Source organism: Butyrivibrio sp. (assembly GCF_017635265.1).
GTDB lineage: Bacteria > Bacillota > Clostridia > Lachnospirales > Lachnospiraceae > Butyrivibrio.
On the sequence record NZ_JAGBLU010000137.1, the window covers coordinates 19,048 to 40,851 of the forward strand.

The 21,804-nt window shown below is 38.8% G+C and carries 15 protein-coding genes and 1 tRNA gene; 15 read left to right on the forward strand and 1 reads right to left on the reverse strand.

Annotated features, from left to right (window positions below; all coding sequences use genetic code 11):
- Positions 1-22 precede the first annotated feature (22 nt).
- The 5 genes from J6O61_RS16900 to glgB all read left to right on the forward strand — a co-directional run bounded on the left by J6O61_RS16900 (position 23) and on the right by glgB (position 7,989).
- Positions 23-1,549 (forward strand): L,D-transpeptidase, encoded by a 1,527-nt coding sequence (locus tag J6O61_RS16900; protein ID WP_292215489.1) that lies wholly within the window; start codon positions 23-25, stop codon positions 1,547-1,549.
- Positions 1,550-1,891: 342 nt separating this feature from the next.
- Positions 1,892-2,974, forward strand: coding sequence for a 3-phosphoserine/phosphohydroxythreonine transaminase (gene serC / locus J6O61_RS16905; RefSeq protein WP_292215490.1), 1,083 nt, complete (start codon positions 1,892-1,894; stop codon positions 2,972-2,974).
- Positions 2,975-2,977: 3 nt separating this feature from the next.
- Positions 2,978-4,147, forward strand: a complete 1,170-nt coding sequence (locus tag J6O61_RS16910; RefSeq protein ID WP_292215491.1) for a phosphoglycerate dehydrogenase — start codon at positions 2,978-2,980, stop codon at positions 4,145-4,147.
- 69 nt (positions 4,148-4,216) lie between these two features.
- On the forward strand, positions 4,217-5,470 hold the full coding sequence (locus tag J6O61_RS16915; RefSeq protein ID WP_292215492.1) for a DUF1015 domain-containing protein: 1,254 nt from the start codon (positions 4,217-4,219) through the stop codon (positions 5,468-5,470).
- A 38-nt stretch (positions 5,471-5,508) separates the two neighbouring features.
- A complete protein-coding gene (gene glgB, locus J6O61_RS16920) occupies positions 5,509-7,989 on the forward strand; it encodes a 1,4-alpha-glucan branching protein GlgB (RefSeq protein WP_292215493.1) in 2,481 nt (826 codons plus the stop codon).
- A gap of 61 nt (positions 7,990-8,050) precedes the next feature.
- Here glgB and J6O61_RS16925 read toward each other — a convergent pair.
- Positions 8,051-8,123 (reverse strand) — tRNA-Thr (locus tag J6O61_RS16925).
- A 138-nt stretch (positions 8,124-8,261) separates the two neighbouring features.
- Here J6O61_RS16925 and J6O61_RS16930 point away from each other — a divergent pair.
- The 10 genes from J6O61_RS16930 (at position 8,262) to codY (ending at position 21,620) form a co-directional block, all read left to right on the forward strand.
- Complete coding sequence (locus J6O61_RS16930) at positions 8,262-8,786, forward strand: adenine phosphoribosyltransferase (protein ID WP_292215494.1); 525 nt, start codon at positions 8,262-8,264, stop codon at positions 8,784-8,786.
- A 3-nt stretch (positions 8,787-8,789) separates the two neighbouring features.
- Entirely contained in the window at positions 8,790-11,069 is a 2,280-nt protein-coding gene (locus J6O61_RS16935; RefSeq protein ID WP_292215495.1) for a RelA/SpoT family protein, read from the forward strand.
- Positions 11,069-11,725: an MBL fold metallo-hydrolase gene (locus tag J6O61_RS16940; RefSeq protein WP_292215496.1), complete on the forward strand. Its 657-nt coding sequence runs from the start codon at positions 11,069-11,071 to the stop codon at positions 11,723-11,725. Before J6O61_RS16935 ends, J6O61_RS16940 begins: the two co-directional genes overlap by 1 nt.
- A gap of 48 nt (positions 11,726-11,773) precedes the next feature.
- Positions 11,774-13,210 carry a coproporphyrinogen dehydrogenase HemZ gene (gene hemZ / locus J6O61_RS16945; protein ID WP_292215497.1) on the forward strand — a complete coding sequence of 479 codons (1,437 nt, stop codon included), beginning with the start codon at positions 11,774-11,776 and terminating at the stop codon, positions 13,208-13,210.
- 132 nt (positions 13,211-13,342) lie between these two features.
- Positions 13,343-14,461 carry a DUF5692 family protein gene (locus J6O61_RS16950; RefSeq protein WP_292215498.1) on the forward strand — a complete coding sequence of 373 codons (1,119 nt, stop codon included), beginning with the start codon at positions 13,343-13,345 and terminating at the stop codon, positions 14,459-14,461.
- A complete protein-coding gene (hypB, locus tag J6O61_RS16955) occupies positions 14,461-15,129 on the forward strand; it encodes a hydrogenase nickel incorporation protein HypB (protein WP_292215499.1) in 669 nt (222 codons plus the stop codon). The genes J6O61_RS16950 and hypB overlap by 1 nt, the downstream gene beginning before the upstream one ends.
- A 66-nt stretch (positions 15,130-15,195) precedes the next feature.
- Positions 15,196-15,540 (forward strand): hydrogenase maturation nickel metallochaperone HypA, encoded by a 345-nt coding sequence (locus tag J6O61_RS16960; RefSeq protein WP_292215500.1) that lies wholly within the window; start codon positions 15,196-15,198, stop codon positions 15,538-15,540.
- 142 nt (positions 15,541-15,682) lie between these two features.
- Positions 15,683-18,436: an FAD-dependent oxidoreductase gene (locus J6O61_RS16965; protein ID WP_292215601.1), complete on the forward strand. Its 2,754-nt coding sequence runs from the start codon at positions 15,683-15,685 to the stop codon at positions 18,434-18,436.
- Positions 18,437-18,574: 138 nt separating this feature from the next.
- Positions 18,575-20,677 carry a type I DNA topoisomerase gene (topA, locus tag J6O61_RS16970; RefSeq protein ID WP_292215501.1) on the forward strand — a complete coding sequence of 701 codons (2,103 nt, stop codon included), beginning with the start codon at positions 18,575-18,577 and terminating at the stop codon, positions 20,675-20,677.
- A gap of 163 nt (positions 20,678-20,840) precedes the next feature.
- Positions 20,841-21,620, forward strand: coding sequence for a GTP-sensing pleiotropic transcriptional regulator CodY (gene codY / locus J6O61_RS16975; protein WP_292215502.1), 780 nt, complete (start codon positions 20,841-20,843; stop codon positions 21,618-21,620).
- Positions 21,621-21,804 lie beyond the last annotated feature (184 nt).

Here is a 21,804-nt window from a genome sequence, read left to right on the forward strand (position 1 = left end):
GAAAGTGATTTTGGGGGAGATCATGAGTAAAGTTGTAAAGGGATTGTTGATTGTACTTGCTGCATCAGTTGCGGCATTTATAGCTGTTTATATAGGACTTGGATTTTATTATATGAATGGGTTCCCTTGCTTTACATGGATCAACGGTGTGTATTGTACCGGAAAAAGTGTTGATGAAGTAAACGAAGAGCTCTGCCAAAAGTATCAGTATGATGGTATAAACGTCACTGATATTAGCGGAGCAGAGCTCTTTATTTCTGCTAAGGATGCGGGTGTGAGTATAGACTTTACAAGTACTCTTGATTCGTATCTGTCTGATAAAAATCCTTTTGCCTGGGGCTATTATTTTTTTAAGGGCCTGGTTGCAAATTTTACTCCCGATGTTTCAATTGATGAAGAAAATGTAAAAAATATTATCTCTGATTGGGAAATTTTTCTCGATGGAGATAGTCTTGATATCAGTATAGAAAAAACAAAAGATAGTGGCTATGTGCTTAAAGACAATCTTAGCAAGGCTCCGGTAGAGGATAAGATAACTGAGGTTGTCACAGATAGCATTATTTCGCTAAAAACAGACATTAAACTGTACAACTTTGACGGCTGCTATACGGATATTACGCTTAATGAAGAGCAGAAAAAGGTTATTGATCTTTTTGAGAAAATAGACGAAGTTCAGACTTGCGGTATCACTTATGAAATTGGAGAAGAGAAGCTGCAGATTGATAAGAACATTGCCGGTTCTTTTATTATGACCGAAAGTGATATTGAAAGTGCAAAAGAAGAAAAAGTATCAAAAAACAAACCCGGCAGCGGATATTTTATTTTAGGTAATGAGGAACAGAAATTTCCTGAGGAGGAAGGCTTTTATAATATCTACGGGTTTCTTATTGATGAAAACGGAAATCTTATTCTGAGCGAAAACAAAATGTATGAGTGTTTATACAAAATGATGGCTGATCACGGTACTGAATGGGGGCTTAATCAGTATCAGGACGGCAATGAGAATGTAGATATTGCCATTAATAACAATAGTAAAGGCAATGGACTTGTTTATGATATAAATTCTGAATTTGAGCATCTAAAAGAAGCATATATTTCAGGAAGTCAATCAAATGAAGAAGTAAGAAAACTGCAGTATCAGGATTCTGTAGTTTCTTATGATGCAAAAGAAAGTCTCGGAGAAACATATATAGAAGTAAACATGGGGAAACAGGAGCTGTCTTACTATGTTGATGGGAAACTCAATATGAATATGCCTATAGTTACCGGAAATGTAAACAGGGGTAGAGGTACACCGACAGGAGTATTTCCGGTTTATAATAAACGATATCACACAAATCTTATCGGCGTGGATTATGTTTCTTATGTAAATTATTGGCTTGGAGTTCACAAAGGAGTTGGCATTCACGATGCCACCTGGAGGTCAAAATTTGGAGAAGAAATATATAAAAGAGATGGCTCTCACGGCTGTATTAATTGTCCTCTTGATCAGGTTTCTCAGCTTTGGGAAGTTGTAGAAGTCGGGACTCCTGTGATTCTATATTACTGATTCGGGCGGCAAAGAAGCCTTGATGAGTTAAGAATATGCCTTTTCATATCCTTATTTCATGTAACAAATCTTTGCCGGTTTTTCAATAAAAAATCCACAAATTCATTTTTGAAAAATTAAATAACATTAATTATGGAATTGTATTCTTGACATTTTTTTTATCACGACTACAATGTATTTTAAGAGTTGAATTTAACAATTCAAATCATTAAAGTGTTTGTTCGTTTTTACGAGAATGTAAATTCATAAGTTTGAGATTTTTATTAGTGGGATGCACATTGAAGGGACTTTCTGCTCGTATAAAAATCTCAAACTTATGTACACAGCTTAAGGAGGAGAAAGATGTCAAGAGTTTATAATTTTAGTGCCGGACCAGCAGTGCTGCCGGAAGAAGTGCTTAAGCAGGCAGCTGCAGAGATGCTCGATTACAACGGATGCGGTATGTCAATCAACGAGATGAGCCATAGATCCAAGACCTTTGATAATGTCATTCAGACAGCCGAACAGGATATCAGGGATCTCATGAATATTCCTGACAATTATAAGGTTCTCTTTTTACAGGGAGGCGCAAGCCAGCAGTTTGCAGCAGTTCCTCTGAACCTTATGAAAAATGGCAAGGCAGCATATATTATCACAGGACAGTGGGCTAAAAAAGCATATCAGGAAGCGCAAAAGTATGGTGAAGCCATAGAAGTTGCTTCAAGTGCTGACAAAACTTTCTCCTATATTCCGGATTGCTCAGATCTTCCGATACCGGAAGATGCTGATTATGTTTATATCTGCGAGAATAACACAATTTATGGCACCAAGTTTAAGACTCTGCCAAACACTAAAGGACATATTCTTGTTTCGGATGTTTCTTCATGTTTCTTATCTGAACCTGTTGATGTTACAAAGTACGGCGTTATTTATGGCGGTGTTCAAAAGAATGTCGGACCTGCCGGACTTGTTATCAGCATTATCAGAGAAGATCTTATCAGAGATGATGTTCCGTCATATACACCTACAATGCTCAAATGGAAAACTCAGGCAGATAACGGTTCTTTGTATAACACACCAAACTGCTGGAGTATTTATATGTGCGGTCTTGTGTTCAAATGGCTTAAGGCTCAGGGCGGACTTGAGGAAATGAAAAAGCGCAATGAGGAAAAGGCAGCAATTCTGTATGATTATCTTGACCAGAGCAAAATGTTTAAGGGTACCGTTCGCAAGGAAGACCGTTCACTTATGAATGTACCGTTTATTACTGATAGTGATGAACTTAATGCTGAATTCATTGCAGAAGCTACAAAAGCAGGATTTGTCAGTCTTAAGGGACATAGAACTGTTGGTGGTATGAGAGCAAGCATATATAACGCGATGCCTATAGAGGGCGTAAAGAAACTTGTTGAATTCATGGATAAATTTGAAAAGGAGAGAGCCTGAAGCATGTATAAGTACAAATGTCTAAATCCTATCGCAAAGATTGGTCTTAATAATTTTACTGACAAATATGAAGCTGTCGATAATGTTGACGATGCACAGGGGATTCTTGTCAGAAGCGCCAATATGCTTGAAATGGAGTTTTCCAAAAATCTTTTGGCTATAGCAAGAGCCGGCGCGGGAGTTAATAATATTCCGCTTGATAAGTGCGCAAAGGACGGTATTGTTGTTTTTAATACTCCGGGAGCCAATGCGAATGGCGTAAAAGAAATGGTTCTTGCTGCTATGCTCATTGCTTCAAGAGATATTATCGGTGGAACCGAGTGGGTTAAAGCAAATGCAGGTGATCCTGATATTGCAAAGCTTACAGAGAAGTCAAAAAAGAAATTTGCCGGAACTGAAATTTTTGGCAAAAAGCTCGGAATTATCGGTCTTGGTGCGATAGGTGTACGAGTTGCAAATGCTGCAAGACAGCTTGGAATGGAAGTGTATGGATATGATCCTTATCTTTCAATTGATGCAGCATGGAGACTTTCTTCTGATGTTAAGCATGTTACTAATGTGGATGATATCTATTCTAAGTGTGATATTATCACAGTACATGTACCGGCTCTTGATTCCACAAAGGGAATGATCGGTCAGGAAGCTATTGCAAAGATGAAAAAAGGCGTTATCATCATAAATCTTGCAAGAGACATTCTATGTGATGAAGTCGCAGTTTTGGCAGGAATCAATTCAGGAAAAATCAGAAAGTATGTTACTGATTTCCCTAATCCTACAACAGCCGGACATGACGGATGCATTGTTATCCCTCATCTTGGAGCATCAACAGAGGAATCTGAAGATAACTGTGCTGTAAAGGCGGTTCTTGAGTTAAAAGACTTCCTTGAAAATGGTAATATCAACAATTCGGTTAATTTCCCTAATTGTGATATGGGTGTTTGCAACAATCCGAGAATGGCTATTTATCACAAAAACATTGCCAACATGATCAGTCAGTTCACTACTGAAATAGGAGAGGCCGGTTATAATATTTCTGATATGACCAATAAGTCCCGTGGCGATTATGCGTATACTTTGATTGACCTTGAAGATGGAATTGAAGATGCTCTTGTAAGTAAGCTTGAAAAGATAGATGGAGTTATAAGAGTAAGAGTTGTTAGAAAAGACGTATAAATAAAAAGGTATTATAATATCGGGTAGGAGTAAAATCCTACTCGATTTTAATATATTGGAGGATGAAAAATGGCTGACATAAGACCTTTTAGGGCATTTAGACCAAATACGAATATAGTAAAGAAAAAAGCTGCACTTCCATACGATGTTTTTAGCAGAGAAGAAGCCTTCGAAGCGGTAAAAAACAATCCGGATTCTTTTCTTGCCATAGACAGGCCGGAAACGGGCTTTCCGAAAGACTATGATATGTATGCTCCTGAAGTGTACGAAAAAGCAAGGGATATGCTAAAAAAACAAATGGAAGATGGCTCTTTTATTCAGGATGAGGAGAAGTGCTTTTATATTTATGAGCAGGTTTTTAAAGAAAGAAGCCAGACCGGAATCGTTGCATGTGCTTCTATAGATGATTACCTTGGAGGAATTATTAAAAAGCATGAGAATACGAGAGCTGACAAGGAAGAAGACAGGATAAAGCATGTCTATACCTGCGATGCTCAGACCGGGCCGATATTTCTTTGCTACAGGAAAAACAGGCTTATTTCGGAGCTGGTTTCAAAGGTAAAAGAAGTGGATGAACCGGTTTATGATTTTGAATCAGAGGATGGAGTACATAATAAAGTCTGGGTTATTTCTGATGAAGATGAAGTAAATACTATCAGTAGAATTTTTACATCAATTAATTCCATTTATATTGCTGATGGACACCACAGATGCGCGTCTGCGGTTAAAGTGGGACTAAAAAAGAGAGAGGAAAATGAAGGGAAAATAAGAGGAAAGCTCAAATCGGATTATTTTTTGTCGGTTCTTTTTCCTGATGATGAACTTGAAATAATGGACTACAACAGAATTGTTAAGGACTTAAATGGACTTTCTGTTTCTGATTTTTTGAAAACTGTTTCTGAAAAGTTTGATATAGATAGAGAAAATGAGGCGGTTAAACCGGATCACAAGGGACAGTTTGGTATGTATCTAGATGGAGTATGGTACAGGCTTGAAGCTAAAGACAGTGTAAAAAAAGATGATGCTGTAGAAGGGCTTGATGTTTCTGTTCTTCAGAATGAGATTCTTTCAAAGGTTCTTGGCATTGACGATCCTAAAACCGATAAAAGAATAGATTTTATAGGAGGTATAAGGGGACTTTCTGAAATAGAAAGAAGGTGTCAAAATGGCTATGCCGTTGGATTTTCCATGTACCCTACTTCCATAGGTGAACTCTTTAGAGTGGCAGACTCGGGACGCCTTATGCCGCCTAAGTCAACCTGGTTTGAACCAAAACTCCTGAGCGGTTTATTTATTCATGATATCTGTGGTACAATAATATAGTAATTTACACGTATAAATTACCCAATGGGGAGGGAGACATGAATAATAAGTTATATAAGATGATGAACTGGCCGGAAATTGAGGAGATTATTTACTCTGATGGCGATAATCCTCATAGAATTCTCGGGGCTCATAAGGTTGGTGCCAATTACCTTATTCAGGCCTTTTATCCTGATGCAAAAGAGGTAAGTGTTCTGGTTGAAAACACTAAAAAGACTTATCCTATGGAATTGGCGGATGAGGCCGGTTTTTATGCGGTTATTGTTCCGTATATAGAGAAACTTAAATATAAGCTGATAATTACAGATGTCGAGGGAAATGAAAAAGCTGTTGATGATCCTTATGCCTTCGGACCATATATGGACAGAGAGGATTTTATAAAGCTTGGAAGTGGCATCCATTACCATATTTATGAGAAGCTTGGTGCACATCCTATGAAAAGAGGAACTGTGCAGGGAACATTGTTTGCTGTATGGGCGCCGTCTGCTGCAAGAGTCAGTGTTATTGGCGATTTTAACAACTGGGATGGCAGGATTTGCCAGATGCACAGATTGGATCCAATGGGAGTATTCGAGATTTTTGTTCCGGGAGCCAAAGAAAATGACGGATATCAGTTTGAGATAAAAACCAGAAGCGGACTTATTTTTAAACGCCCTGATCCATATGCTATGCAGAGTCGTGGTGAAAATGGGATTATTTCTGTTATATGCTCCCGAAAATCAATTGTATGGAATGACTCCAAGTGGCTTGCTCAGAGAAGAAAATTTGAACTTGATGAAGCACCGCTTTCAATATGCGAAATATCTTTGGAAGCTTTTACGGGGCGTCATGCCGAAAGAAGTTCCATAGAGGAGATTACATCTGACATTTTGGAATATGTTCAGAACCATGGGTTTAATACAATTGAACTTATGCCGGTTATGAAACATGTTCCGGGACATTTTTATCATATTTTGGATTTCTTTGCGCTTGATGATGCGAACGGCTCTCCTGAAGAGTTCATGAAATTTATTGATGCCTGCCATGGTGCAGGAATAAGAGTGTTGCTTGACTGGGTTCCGACCTTTTTCCCGAAATCCTCCTGCGGACTTAACAGTTTTGATGGCAAGTGCCTGTATGAATATGAGGATCCAAGGATTGGCGTACATCCAAAGTCCGGCGATCTGATTTTTGATTATGGTCGCAAGGAAGTTACAAATTTCCTTATTTCCAATGCACTTTACTGGATAGAGACTTTTCATGTTGATGGTCTTAGAACCTCTGATATATCCAAGATTCTCTATCTGGATTATGACAGAAAACCGGGTGAATGGATAACTAACATCTATGGCGGCAATGAAAATTTAGAAGCTTTGGAATTTCTTAAGCAGCTAAATACCGTTATACATAAGAGCAATCCCGGCGTTATTATGCTCACAAAAGAGACGGCATGCTGGCCGCAGGTTACAGATACTGTTGATGATGGCGGACTTGGATTTGATTACAAGTGGAACAACGGATGGACAAGAGATTTCTTATCTTACATGCAAAATGATCCTCTGTTCAGAGCCGGACATCATGATGAGCTTACATTTAGTATTATCTACAGCTATACAGAGAGATTTGTTTTGGGCTTTACACACGAAGAGCTTGAAAAGGGACTTGAAGGATTGTATTATCTGATGCCCGGTGACTCATCTCAGAAAATGGCAAATCTTCGTCTGGCAATAAGCTATATGATGGTTCATCCGGGGAGAAAACATCTTTATATGGAGCCGGATGCCCTTACTGTCGATCAGTCCATTTTTGTAGAAAATATGCTTTCAAAGCTTAATAAGCTGTATTATGATCACGAAGCGCTTCATCAGCTTGACAGTTCTGACAGTGGTTTTGAATGGATAAACAATATGGCTTCCGATGAGTGCATGCTTTCATTTGTCAGAAAAAGCAGTGATTCCAAGGAAATGCTTCTTGTAATAGCCAATATGGCCGGCGTTGAAAGGGAAATTGAGATAGGAGTTCCCGCAGACGGCAGATATACTGAAATTTTTAACAGTGATGATGTTTCTTATGGAGGAAGCGGAGTTTTAAATACCGGTAAAAAGGAAGCCAGAAGAAAAGAAGTTGATGGCAGGGATTATTCTCTTTCTGTCAGGATTGGGGCTGTTTCACTATGTATTTTCAGTTATGTTCCTTATACTGAACAGGAAAAGAAAATACGTGCCATAAAGGAAGAGGAAGAGAACAAGAAAGAAGCTGAGCGTCAGGAAAAACTTGCTGCTCTGAAAGAAAAGCAGAGTCAGGAAGAAGAGAGACTTTTAAAAGAACTGAAAGAAAAATATGAAAGAGAACTTTTGGAGCAGGAAAAAGCTATAGAAGAAAAGTATGAGAAGATTGAGGAGGAGAGGATTCTTGGAATTGTGTCAGCTGATGCAATAAAGAGTATTTCAACCAAAAAGAAAAGTTCAACTAAATCTTCAAACGCTTCAGGTAAAGCCTCAACAAAAACAACTTCCAAAAACACAAAAAAGAAAAAGTAATATCTAAATAAAAAAGCTGTGAGAAGAAAAAAATCTTTTCACAGCTTTTGATATATCGGAAAGCTGGAAATGGGACTCGAACCCACGACCTACTGATTACGAATCAGTTGCGCTACCAACTGCGCTATTCCAGCCTGCTACAAAGCACAAGTTTTATTATACAAGTACCCGGGATGATTTACAAGTAAAAAAGAATAAATATTTGTGTTAAAGTGCAGTATTTGTGCTATAATTCTAAATTGAAGTATTGTTTTTATCAGAGAGGATCAAATATGAAAGAACTAAAAGATTACGTTAGAACCATTCCTAACTTCCCTGAAGAAGGAATTATGTTCAGGGATATAACATCTGTTTTGCAGGATCCGGACGGATTCAAACTTGCAATTGATGAGATGACAAGACTTGTTTCTGACCTTGATTTTGATGTTGTACTCGGTGCTGAGTCAAGAGGATTTATTTTCAGTGCTCCAATTGCGTATTCAAGAGGCAAGGCTCTTGTTCCGGTTCGTAAGAAAGGTAAGCTTCCATGCGATACAATCGAGGTTGAGTATGATCTTGAGTATGGTAAAGCTGTTCTAGAAATTCATAAGGACGCTATTAAACCGGGCCAGAAGGTACTTCTTGTTGATGATCTTATGGCAACAGGCGGAACAATCGAAGCTATGATTAAGCTTGTTGAGAAGCTCGGCGGAGAGGTTGCCGGACTTCTTGTTCTTATGGAACTTAAGGGTCTTAAGGGAAGAGAAAGACTTAGCAAGTACAGACTTGATGCAGCTATTAGCTACGAAGGGAAGTAATCTATGGCACAAAACTTTGACGACGGAAAAATTGAGGCCATAGAGGAGTTTCAGTCACCGGATGTGCTTTACGAAGGGCTGATTCAAAGAGTAAGAAAATATCATCCATCAGATGATATTTCTCTTATTGAAAAAGCATATCAGATGGCCGCAGAAGCTCATAAGGACCAGAGACGTAAATCGGGTGAACCATATATAATTCACCCTCTTTGTGTTGCAATAATACTGGCTGATTTGGAACTTGACAAAGAGACTCTGGCGGCAGGTCTTTTACATGATGTTGTCGAAGATACTATTTGTACCAAAGAGGAAATCGAGGAGAAGTTTGGTGAAGATGTAGCTCTTTTGGTAGACGGAGTTACTAAACTGACTGCTTTACAGCTTACTACTGACAGCGCCGGAAAAACTCAGGAGCAGCTTGATATTCAGGCTCAGAACCTGCGCAAGATGTTTCTTGCCATGGCCAAGGATATCAGAGTTATACTGATAAAACTTGCAGACAGACTTCACAATATGAGAACATTATCTCATATGCCTCCGGAAAAGCAGTCAAGGATTGCACAGGAGACGCTGGATATTTATTCTCCTATAGCCGGAAGGCTCGGTATCAGCCGAATTAAAGTTGAACTTGACGATCTTTCTCTTAAATATCTTAAACCGGATGTATATTATGATCTGGTTGAAAAGGTGGCTACCAGAAAAAGCGAGAGAGAAAAATATGTAGAAGATATATGCGAGCATGTTCGAGGTGCTATTTCCGTTGCGGGAATTTCCGGTGAGGTAAATGGCAGAGTTAAGCATTTCTTTAGCATATATAAAAAGATGCGTAATCAGAATAAGACACTTGACCAGATTTACGATCTTTTTGCCATAAGGATTATTGTGGCGACTGTAAAAGATTGTTATGCAGCTCTTGGTGTAATTCATGAACTGTATAAACCTATTCCCGGCAGGTTTAAGGATTATATCGCCATGCCTAAACCTAACATGTATCAGTCGTTACATACCACACTTATCGGTCAGACAGGACAGCCGTTTGAAATTCAGATACGTACTTATGACATGCACCGTGCAGCTGAGTATGGTATTGCTGCCCATTGGAAGTATAAAGAGGCATCCGATGGTAAAAAGTCTGAAAGTGGTGAGGAGGAGAAGCTCATTTGGCTCCGTCAGATACTTGAATGGCAACAGGATATGTCTGATAATCAGGAGTTTATGAATCTTTTAAAGAGTGATCTTAATCTCTTTTCTGAGGATGTATATTGCTTTACTCCTACAGGAGATGTCAAGAATCTTCCTGCCGGATCTACGCCTATTGATTTTGCTTACAGCATACACAGTGCTGTTGGTAACAAGATGATCGGTGCCAAGGTCAACGGGAAACTTGTTCCTATTGACTACAAGATACAAAACGGTGACAGGATTGAAGTTATCACCAGCCAGAATTCCCGCGGACCCAGCAGAGACTGGCTTGCAATAGCCAAATCCACATCTACCAAGAATAAGATTAATCAGTGGTTTAGAAATGAGCTTAAGGAAGAGAATATTGTAAAAGGTCGTGAGCTTCTTATTGAGTATTGCAGGAGTAAAGGAATAGATCTTTTCTCAATTTCAAAACCTGAGTTTCAGAATATTGTTATAAAAAAATACGGATTCCATGACTGGAATGCTGTGCTTGCAGCTGTAGGACACGGCGGACTTAAAGAAGGTCAGATTGTAAATAAGATGCTTGAGCTAAATGACAAAGAGCACAAGCGTAATATTACAGATGAAGAAGTCCTTGCGGCAGTTGCTGAATCAAATGTTACTCCGCAGGTTTCCGGTTCCGATAATGCCATTATCGTAAAGGGAGTTCATGATGTTGCGGTAAGATTTTCAAAGTGCTGTAATCCTGTACCCGGAGATGATATTTGCGGCTTTGTTACAAGAGGCCGTGGTGTGTCCATACATAGAAGAGACTGTGTCAATGTAATAAAAATGCAGGAAGAGGACAGAACAAGGCTTATTGAAGCAAGATGGCAGTCTGATTCTCTTTCAAGCGGTAAATATGCAGCAACGATCAAAATATTTGCCAATAACAGAAATGGTCTTTTGGCAGATATTTCAAGAGCTCTTACCGAGAAGAATATTGACATTATCTCAATGAACACAAGAACAAGTAAACAGGGGCTTGCAACGATGGAAACTTCATTTAGGGTTTCTTCAAGAAATCAGCTCCGTGAAATTGTTGACAAGATCAGGCAGATTGATAGTGTCATTGATATTGAGAGGACGACCGGTTGATGAATAATAAGCTTTCTGTTGGGATGTTTACCCTTGGAATGTTAGGGACAAATTGCTATTTTATTTATGATCCTGATGCAGAATGTAATTCAGGGGAGTGCAAGCATGTTATTGTCTTTGACCCGGCTGATCAGGGGGCAAAAATATTTGAAAAGCTGACTGAAAAAGGCTTTGTGATAGACCTGATTTTACTTACTCATGCTCATTTTGATCATATAGGCGGAGCGCAAGAGCTAAGAGAACTTTCTAATGCACGGATTTATTGCTATGAAAAGGAACGTGCCATGTGCTCTGATGCGTATCTTAATCTTTCAAATGATTACGGAATGCATCTGAAAATATCACCTGATGGTTTTTGTGAGGATGGAGAAATTATAACTGCTGCAGGTATGAGTTGTAAGCTTATAGCAACTCCGGGACATACATCAGGAAGTTGCTGTTATTACTTTGAAGACGGTGGGATACTCGTAAGCGGAGATACGCTATTTGAAGAATCGGTTGGAAGAACAGATTTTCCGACGGGATCTACAAGCGAGCTTATCCGTTCGGTTAAGGAAAAGATTTTTCCACTTCCCGATGAAACGATTGTTTATCCGGGACATGGCGAATTAACTACAGTAGGACATGAGAAAATGTATAATCCCTTTGTAATTTAATGCGGATTATACATTTTTTTGCGGTCAATAAGTTATTGGAGTTTTATTATGCAAATTGTTTTAATAAAAGAAGATAAGTATTTATATGATATTCATTCTCTTTATAAGGCTTTTTATCCGGAACAGGATGTGAAAGTTCTTTTGACGAGTGATACAGAGAAGTGTAAGGAAGTAATGGATGCAAATCCGGATGCTGAAATTTCCGAAGTGGACGTAAGTGTTTCAAAAAATCAGCTGAAAAAAGATACTTATCTAAAATTATCAGAAAAGACAGGAAAAAAGTTACCTTGGGGTAATCTGACGGGAATAAGACCTACCAGAATTATTATGAATCTCATTGAAGAAGGCAAAAGCGACAAAGAGATTATTGATCACATGAGGAATCAGTACTGCGTTTCTGATGAGAAAATAGATCTCAGCCTTAAGATTGCCCATAGAGAAAAAGATATTTTAAAGGATATAGATTATAAAAACGGTTACAGCCTGTATATAGGGATTCCATTTTGCCCGACAACGTGTCTGTACTGTTCTTTTACGTCTTATCCAATAGGGGCTTTTTCAGGGATTGTTGATGATTATATTTCCTGTCTTGAAAAAGAAATTGATTATGTTGCAGAGGAATTTAAAGGAAAGACTCTGGATACTGTCTATATAGGTGGCGGAACACCTACAACTCTTGAACCGAATCAACTTGAGAGACTTATTGGCTATTTAAAGGATAAACTTGATTTTTCAAAAGTAAAGGAATTTACGGTTGAATCAGGAAGACCTGATTCTATAACCAGAGATAAGCTTAAAGTTATGAAAAAAATGGGGGTTACAAGAATATCGGTAAACCCTCAGACAATGCGGGATGAAACATTAAAACTCATTGGGCGAAGACATACGGTTGATCAGCTTGTCAGTTCCTTCAATATGGCAAGAGAAGAGGGTTTTGATAATATCAATATGGATATAATTCTGGGACTTCCGGGGGAAGGAGCTTCTGATGTTGCCTATACCATGTCTAAAATAGCAGAACTTGCGCCTGATGATTTAACGGTTCATTCACTTGCTATTAAAAGAGGATCAAAACTTGCAGAGATTATGGATCAGACCAGGCAGAGAACCAAAAATAATTTGTCTGATTCCAATAATAGTGAAACAGGGTACCTTGATGAAATCAATAATACTGTGGAAATGATGGAAATTGCCTCAAAAGGCGCAAGAGATATGGGACTCGAACCATATTATCTTTACAGGCAAAAAAATATTTCCGGTAATTTTGAAAATACCGGTTTTGCAAGAAAAGGGAAAGCAGGCATTTATAATATTTTGATCAACGAAGAAGTTCAGTCTATTGTTGCACTTGGCGCAGGAACTGTTACTAAGAGAGTTTACGGATTTGACGGACGTATAGAGCGCTGTGATAATGTAAAAGATGTTAAGCTCTATATGGAACAGGTTGATGAAATGATAAAAAGAAAATGGAAACTCTTTTTATAAAATATAGTGCCCCAATTTGCATTAAATTGGATAAAATATATTGTAATTAATTGTGCAATATGCTATCATATTGATAATAAAATGACGATGTTGCTAATAAAAATATAAAAGCAATATCAAAGGAGGTTTTTTATGTTATTCCAACTTTATAGCAACCATGCAGCTATGCAGCTAATTGGATGGGTGTTGGTATTCTGTGGTCTTATTCTTATGAATGAGATCGGTCGTAGGACCAAAGCAGGCGGAATTCTCGTATTCGTAGTAATTCCATGTATCTTAACTGTTTATTTTATTCTGGCGCATTTAGGAATGTTCGGGGGTTCTTCCAATCCAACTGTAGCATTCATGGATGGTTGGTTCCACTACTTTAAGCTTTATGCTGCTGATATCGGCTGTGTGGGCTTCATGATGATCAAGTATAAATGGGGCATTGGCAAAGAAAAATGGTTTGCATGGTTCCCGTGGCTTATTGTTGCAGCAAACATCATGATCGCAAATGTTTCGGATATGGAATCTGCACTTGCAGCTTTCTCAATTACAGGAAACTTAAGCGGTGCATGGTGGGCATCCAATGAAGGCGTATTCATCTACGGCGGATGGTGGAACGTTGTAAACGCACTTGCCGGACTTATCAACATCTTCTGTATGACGGGTTGCGTTCACCTTTACACATCAAAGGACAAAAACGAGTCAGATATGCTCTGGCCTGATATGACAATCTGGTTTATCCTGGCATATGACGTCTGGAATTTTGAGTATACTTATCTTAATCTTCCTACTCATTCATGGTATTGCGGTGTTGCACTTCTTCTTGCTCCTACATTTGCAAATGCATTCTGGAATAAGGGCGCATGGATTCAGAATCGTGCCAATACACTTGCAATCTGGTGCATGTGGGCACAGGTTGTACCAGCATTCCAGCTTAGTTCAAAATTTGCGGCAGCACTTCCTTCAATTTATGGTGGAGCTACAGCAAACGGCATTACAACAATGGATCTTTATGATAAGGCTATTAACCTTTACAATTCAGGTGCCGGCAAGACAGCTCAGGCAGGTGAGATCATTGCAAGCATGGGCATAACAGCTGATCCAAGAGCGCAGGGTGTTGTAGCTATTCTTGCAATCGCAATCAATGTTGTTTGCATTGCAGAAATCATCAAGAGATCTGTTAAACTCGGTAAGAATCCTTACGCTAACGAAGTATTCGGCGATACCAAGGACTTCAAACTTGCAATGGAGCGTGCTAAATAATGGATAATGTTAGAGTTATAGAAGTAAAACGCAGCATTTTTGAAAGCAATGATAAAGATGCAGATAAGCTTCGTCAGGAGCTCAGGGAGAGTAAGACATTTCTTTTAAATCTTATGTCTTCTCCCGGATCAGGAAAAACAACTACTTTAAAAAAGACTATTGAGCTCTTAAAGGATAAGTATCGCATCGGTGTAATGGAAGCCGATATTGATTCTGATGTTGATGCTAAGGCTATAGCAGCAACAGGAGTTAAGGCTATCCAGCTTCATACCGGTGGGATGTGTCATCTTGACGCTGACATGACAAGACAGGGAATAAGAGAACTTGATACAAGTGATGTTGATTTCGCTATTTTGGAGAATGTCGGAAACCTTGTTTGTCCGGCTGAATTTGATACCGGAAGCACCAGGAATGCTATGATTCTTTCTGTTCCGGAAGGTCATGACAAGCCGCTTAAATATCCTTTGATGTTTTCAATTTGCGATGTTGTTCTAATAAATAAAATTGACGTTATGCCTTATTTTGACTTTGATCTTGATAAAGTTAAGGAAAACATCCTGTATAGAAATCCTAATGCTAAGATTATTCCTATCTGCGCAAAAACAGGTGAAGGAATGCAGGAGTGGGCTGACTGGCTATCGGCTCAGATTGATGAAGCTATAAAATAATTGGCAATAACTAAATGTGGATGCCAGGCGTATTTCGCCCGGCATCTTCTTGGGTAAAGGATAAATATGCACGAGTTAGGCGTTGTTTTTCGCATAATTGATGACCTTACGGAAGTTGGAAAAGAAAATGAAATTGAGAAAATTCATTCTGTGACATTACAGCTTGGTGAGGTTTCCGGAGTTGTTCCGCATCTTTTGACGGATGCATGGAAGTGGGCTTCGGACAGGACAGAGCTTATGAAAGACTCTGAACTTATTATTGAAACTCTTCCGGCAGTTACATTTTGTGAGAATTGCAAGAGTGAATACGAAACTGTAGCTCATGGTAAAATCTGCCCTAACTGCGGCAGTGAACATACATATCTCTTAAGAGGCAATGAATTTATGATAAAAGAGATAGCGGCTACTTAATGTTATTGGTTTTTAGAAAGATGATGGTAGAGAGATGAATATGAACGAGATGGATATGAAAGATTTGACACTTCCATATTCCCTGGATCCCGGCCGTAACAAGGTTGATCCAAGAGCGGGAATCATCCCTGAATGGGTTGATATGGATGCGCCTTTCCGTGAACCACTGGCAAAGTTTGCGAAGGTAGTTACCGACAGAAAAAATATTAAACTTGGTATTGAAAAGATAACAAAAGAAAGTCCTGAATATTGGGGGCTTTACAATCTCATTACTGATGCACAGTGTGAGATTGCACTTAAGATGGAAAAACGTAAACCTAAGACATTTGAAGAAATTGCAGCTCTTTGTCCTGAGTATTCCAAGGATGAACTTCAAAAACAGCTTGATGAAATGTCTTTTAACGGTGTTATAGAGTGGAACTACGAAAATGAGAGACGCGAAAAACAGTATGTTCTTCCTATGTATGTTCCGGGTTCTGCTGAGTTCGGTAACATGAACTCAAAAGTAATCGAAAAACACCCTGAAGTGGGACCTTTCTTTGAAAGAATGAGCCGTATTCCTCTTGAAGGGCTTACACATATGGTGCCAATGGGAGGCGCCGGTGTAGGTATGCATGTAATTCCTGTTGAGAAAGCTATTGAAATGCAGGGCGAGTCAATTGACCTTGAGCACATTTCATATTGGCTTGACTATTATGAGGGAAAATATGCAGCTTCACCTTGCTCATGCAGAAGATCAAGAAAGACATTCGATCAGGGATGCGCTGATGACCCTGAGGGATGGTGTATTGCCGTTGGAGATATGGCTGACTATGTTGTTGAAACACAGAAGGACGGTCGTTATATCACTAAGGAAGAAGCTCTTGAAATATTCAAGCAGGCTGAAGATAACGGTTTTGTTCACCAGATAACAAACATTGACGGTCAGCATAAGATTTTTGCTATTTGTAACTGTAATGTTAATGTATGTTATGCGCTCCGTACATCGCAGTTATTTAATACCCCAAATATGTCACGTTCTGCTTATATTGCACACGTTGACAAGGAAAAATGCGTTGCCTGCGGAAGATGTGTTGAAGTTTGTCCTGCCGGCGCAGCAACTCTTGGACAGAAGCTTTGCAAGAAAGATGGAAGCGAAGTTGTTTATCCTAAGATGCCTCTTCCTACAGAAAAGAAATGGTCTCAGGATATGTGGACCGAGGATTATCGCGATATTAACCGTATCAATACACACAAGACAGGTACTGCTCCTTGTAAGACTGCTTGTCCTGCTCATATTCCTGTTCAGGGCTATATTAAGATGGCTTCTCAGGGAAGATATGAGGAAGCACTTGCACTTATCAAAAAGTACAATCCACTTCCGGCTGTTTGTGGTCACGTATGTAACAGACGCTGTGAGGATGCATGTACAAGAGGAACAATTGACCAGGCCCTTGCTATCGATGAAGTAAAAAAATTCGTTGCAATGCGCGATTTAAATTCAGATACACGCTATATTCCTAAAAAGACAATCCCTAAGATTGGTGGCGGTTTCGATGAAAAGATTGCAATTATCGGTGCAGGTCCTGCCGGTATTTCATGTGCATATTATCTGGCTCTTAAGGGATATAAGCCAACAATTTTTGAAAAGAACAAGAAAGTCGGAGGTATGGTTACTTACGGCATTCCTTCATTTGTTCTTGAAAAAGATGTTGTTGAAGCAGAAGTTGATGTATTGAGAGAACTTGGCGTAGATATTCGTCTTGGTGTTGAAGTTGGTAAGGATATCACACTCAAAGAACTCAGAAGCCAGGGATATAAGGCTTTCTATCTTGCTATCGGATGTCAGGGCGGACGCGGTGTTAATGTTCCCGGTGAAGATGCAATTGGAGTACTTAAGGGCGTTGATATTCTTCATGATGTAATTGATGATGAGAATTATAAACTTAACGGAGATACAGTTGTAATCGGTGGCGGAAACGTTGCTATTGATGTAAGCCGTACTGCAATCCGCTGTGGCTCACCTAAGATCACTCAGGTTTCGCTTGAGACCCGTGATATTATGCCTGCTCTTCCTGAAGAAATTGAAATTGCCGAATCTGAAGGAATTGAGTTCAAGGGCGGTTGGGGACCAAAAGAAATCCTCACTGAAAATGGAAAAGTTAAGGGCATTGTATTCAAGAAGTGTACACAGGTTAAGAATGCAGAAGGAAAGTTTGATCCTAAGTATGATGAGAACGAGACAATGGAAATTGCTTGTTCGAATGTAATTTTATCAGTTGGTCAGGCTACTGTCTGGGGAGATCTTCTTAAGGATGAGAATGTAGAATTCAGAGGACCTGCTCCGGTAGCTGATAAGGTAACATTCCAGACAACAGTTAAGGATATCTTCGTTGGTGGAGATATGTTCTATGGACCCAGATTTGCAATTGATGCTATTGCCTGTGGTAAAGAAGGTGCTGAGTCGATACATAGATTTGTTCAGCCACATTCTTCACTTACAATTGGCCGTGATCCTAATTTCTTTATTGAACTTGATAAGGATGATATATCTGTTAAAGATTATGATCATGTCGGACGTCAGCAGGCAGGTGTTAAAGAAACCGCAGACGGTAAGCTTTCATTCCGCGATACAAAGCTTGTATTCACGGAAGAACAGGTTAAAGCAGAGACATCACGTTGTCTCGGATGCGGTGCATCAATCGTAGATCCTAACAAGTGTGTAGGCTGCGGACTTTGTACAACACGTTGTGAATTTGATGCTATCAAGCTTACAAGAGATAATCCGGATTGCTCAACTATGAGAAAAGCAGAAGATAAGCTTAAATACATTCTTCCAAATGGTCTTAAACAGGCTGTTTGCAGACCGTTTGTAAAGAAAACTCCTAAAGAGACAGCATGGCTTTCAGAAAAGTAATGAAGAAAAAAATAGTGTAAAACACTAAAGATTAAGTCAAGTGCATAATAAGAGCACTTGACTTAATCTTTAAAAATGTTTATTAATAAGAAAGTTGAAATAAAATTTAAATTTTTTATGAAGGGGTAGATTATCCTAATGGCAACAAGTAAAAAGACATCGGAAAAGAAAACATCACTTCTTATAGTTGAGTCACCGACCAAGGTTAAGGCTATTAAGAAGTTTCTCGGCTCAGGCTATGAGGTGGCAGCGTCAAACGGACATGTCCGTGATCTTCCAAGAAGTCAGATGGGTGTTGACGTAAACAATGATTTTGAGCCTAAATATATAACAATTCGCGGCAAAGGCGATGTACTCGCGGCTCTTCGCAGACAGGTAAAAAAAGCCGATAAAGTTTATCTTGCAACTGACCCGGACCGTGAAGGAGAAGCTATTTCCTGGCATCTTATTTCTGCACTGAAATTAGATCAGGCTGATGCCAAGGTTCAGAGAGTAACATTCAATGAGATTACTAAAAATGCTGTTAAAGAAGCGATGAAGCATCCAAGAGATATTGATATGAATCTTGTGGACGCCCAGCAGGCAAGAAGAGTTCTCGACAGAATGGTGGGATACAGTATTTCTCCACTTCTTTGGAACAAAATAAAAAGAGGTCTTAGTGCAGGAAGAGTGCAGTCTGTTGCTCTTAGGATTATTGCAGACAGAGAGGAAGAGATAGATTCTTTCATTCCAAAGGAATATTGGTCATTGGATGTGAATCTTAAAGTTCAGGGAGAAAAGAAGCCTTTGGTTGCTCATTACTACGGAAATGGTAATGAAAAAAAAGAAATCGAGAGCAAGGAAGAACTTCAGAAAATTATAGATTCCCTGGAAGACGCTAAATATGTTATTTCTGATGTGAAAAAAGGTGAGAGGACCAAGAAAGCCCCCCTTCCTTTTACCACATCAACTCTTCAGCAGGAAGCATCAAAATCTCTTAATTTCTCAACTCAGAAGACTATGCGTGTAGCGCAGCAGCTTTATGAAGGAATAGATCTTGGAAGTCAGGGAACAGTTGGTCTTATTACTTACTTGAGAACAGATTCAACAAGAGTATCAGATGAAGCGGTTGCTTCTGCCAATGATTACATTTTAGAGAATTTTGGAAAAGAATATCTTGCACAGGGTACTACATCTAAAAAGAACGATGCCAAGATACAGGATGCTCATGAAGCAATCAGGCCTTCAATTATTACCAATACTCCTGTCAAGGTAAAAGACTTCCTTTCAAGGGATCAGTTCAGATTATATCAGCTGATTTGGAGAAGATTTATGGCAAGCCGCATGGCTGCAGCCAAATATGAGACTACATCTGTTAAGATTGATGCAGGTGACAACAGATTTACTGTTTCTGCTTCAAAGACAGTATTTGATGGATTTTTAAATGTATATACGGATGAGGATGATCAGATTGAAAAGAATGTTCTCATGAAGAATCTTGATACAAATACTGTACTTAAATTTGATTCCTTTGAGAGCGCCCAGCATTTTACTCAGCCGGCACCTCATTATACGGAAGCATCTCTTGTTCATGATCTTGAGGCTCTTGGAATTGGAAGACCAAGTACATATGCTCCTACAATTTCAACAATTATGGCAAGACATTATATTACAAAGGAAAATAAGAGCCTTTACATAACAGAACTCGGTCAGGCAGTTAACAAAATGATGATTGATGCATTTCCTCAGATTGTTGATGTGAACTTCACATCTAACATGGAAGCTCTTTTAGATGGAATTGCTGATGGAGAAGTTAAATGGAAGACTGTTATAGAGAACTTTTACCCTGATCTTAATGAGGCAGTACTTGCTGCTGAAAAAGAAATGGAGAAGATTCAGGTTCAGGACGAAGTGACCGATGAAATTTGTGATAATTGCGGCCGAAACATGGTGATTAAATATGGTCCTCACGGCAAATTCCTTGCTTGTCCCGGATTTCCTGAATGTAAGAACACCAAGCCGTATTATGAGAAGATTGGTGTTGCTTGTCCTAAGTGCGGTAAGGATATTGTACTAAAAAGAACAAGAAAAGGTCGTATGTTCTATGGATGTATAGATAATCCTGATTGTGATTTTATGTCCTGGGCAAAGCCTGTAGCTGAAAAGTGTCCTAAATGCGGAGGGCTTATGGTTGCAAAGAGCAGTAAAGTCACATGTACCAATACTGATTGCGGATATGTTGGAGAGTTAAAAAATAAATAGTAATTTTCAGAAAACTTTACCTTTTTTTCATAATTGTAGGCGCTTCAAGGTTTGAAGCGCCTATTTTTTTATGATAAGATAACAATAGTGTAATTGCAATATTGACGGAATAACGTTTATTGATTCAGTTACGGGAGGAAAATTTCTTAAAAGGAGAAGTGCAATGAGTAGTGTGCAGCTACTGGATAAAACCCGAAAAATAGGAAAACTTTTGCACAACAGTAATTCCGGAAAGGTTGTTTTTAACGACATTTGCAGAGTTCTGTGCGACATCTTATCATCTAACATGTTTGTTATCAGTAAAAAGGGTAAGGTGCTGGGAATTGGTGAAACAGTTGGAGTAGAGTCTTTAAGTGACCTTTTGGTTGACAATGTAGGCTCTTTCATCGATCCTATGCTTAATGAAAGACTTCTTACCATACTTTCAACAAAAGAAAACGTCAATCTTGAAACTCTTGGTTTTGAAGGAATTGATTCATCAAAGTTTCAGGCAATAATTACTCCTATTGAGATTGCCGGTGAGAGACTTGGAACTTTATTTATTTATAAGACGGATGTTCCGTATGATATTGATGATATTATTCTTTGCGAGTATGGAACAACAGTTGTAGGACTTGAAATGCTTCGCGCCGTTAATGAAGAAAATGCAGAGGAAAGCAGAAAGCTTGCAGTTGTAAAATCAGCAATCAGCACCCTTTCTTTTTCAGAAATGCAGGCAATTATTCATATTTTTGATGAACTTAATGGTATGGAAGGCGTGCTTGTGGCAAGTAAGATTGCCGATAGGGTTGGAATTACCAGAAGTGTTATTGTAAATGCCCTTAGAAAGTTTGAAAGCGCCGGCGTTATAGAATCGAGATCTTCCGGAATGAAGGGAACTTATATCAAGGTTACAAATGATGTAGTTTTTTCTGAAATAAAAAAATTAAAGCAGGAAATATAAAAGCCTAAATGAGTGTAAATGAATGATTCCCTGAAAGTACATAGTTTGCAGGATAGCCATGTTGATAAAGGATTTATCTGATATAGGTAGATCCTCTTTGTTTACCTCATTTTGTATAAATGAACTAATATTAACACAATATGAAGTATATTTTACTTGTATTTTGTACATAAAAATCATATTA

Coding starts and splice junctions, on each gene's coding strand:
- hypB (WP_292215499.1), top strand. CDS start 14,461: ATGGATAATGTTAGAGTTATAGAAGTAAAACGCAGCATTTTTGAAAGC.
- J6O61_RS16940 (WP_292215496.1), top strand. CDS start 11,069: ATGAATAATAAGCTTTCTGTTGGGATGTTTACCCTTGGAATGTTAGGG.
- glgB (WP_292215493.1), top strand. CDS start 5,509: ATGAATAATAAGTTATATAAGATGATGAACTGGCCGGAAATTGAGGAG.
- J6O61_RS16910 (WP_292215491.1), top strand. CDS start 2,978: ATGTATAAGTACAAATGTCTAAATCCTATCGCAAAGATTGGTCTTAAT.
- J6O61_RS16935 (WP_292215495.1), top strand. CDS start 8,790: ATGGCACAAAACTTTGACGACGGAAAAATTGAGGCCATAGAGGAGTTT.
- J6O61_RS16960 (WP_292215500.1), top strand. CDS start 15,196: ATGCACGAGTTAGGCGTTGTTTTTCGCATAATTGATGACCTTACGGAA.
- topA (WP_292215501.1), top strand. CDS start 18,575: ATGGCAACAAGTAAAAAGACATCGGAAAAGAAAACATCACTTCTTATA.
- codY (WP_292215502.1), top strand. CDS start 20,841: ATGAGTAGTGTGCAGCTACTGGATAAAACCCGAAAAATAGGAAAACTT.
- hemZ (WP_292215497.1), top strand. CDS start 11,774: ATGCAAATTGTTTTAATAAAAGAAGATAAGTATTTATATGATATTCAT.
- J6O61_RS16965 (WP_292215601.1), top strand. CDS start 15,683: ATGGATGCGCCTTTCCGTGAACCACTGGCAAAGTTTGCGAAGGTAGTT.
- serC (WP_292215490.1), top strand. CDS start 1,892: ATGTCAAGAGTTTATAATTTTAGTGCCGGACCAGCAGTGCTGCCGGAA.
- J6O61_RS16915 (WP_292215492.1), top strand. CDS start 4,217: ATGGCTGACATAAGACCTTTTAGGGCATTTAGACCAAATACGAATATA.
- J6O61_RS16930 (WP_292215494.1), top strand. CDS start 8,262: ATGAAAGAACTAAAAGATTACGTTAGAACCATTCCTAACTTCCCTGAA.
- J6O61_RS16950 (WP_292215498.1), top strand. CDS start 13,343: ATGTTATTCCAACTTTATAGCAACCATGCAGCTATGCAGCTAATTGGA.
- J6O61_RS16900 (WP_292215489.1), top strand. CDS start 23: ATGAGTAAAGTTGTAAAGGGATTGTTGATTGTACTTGCTGCATCAGTT.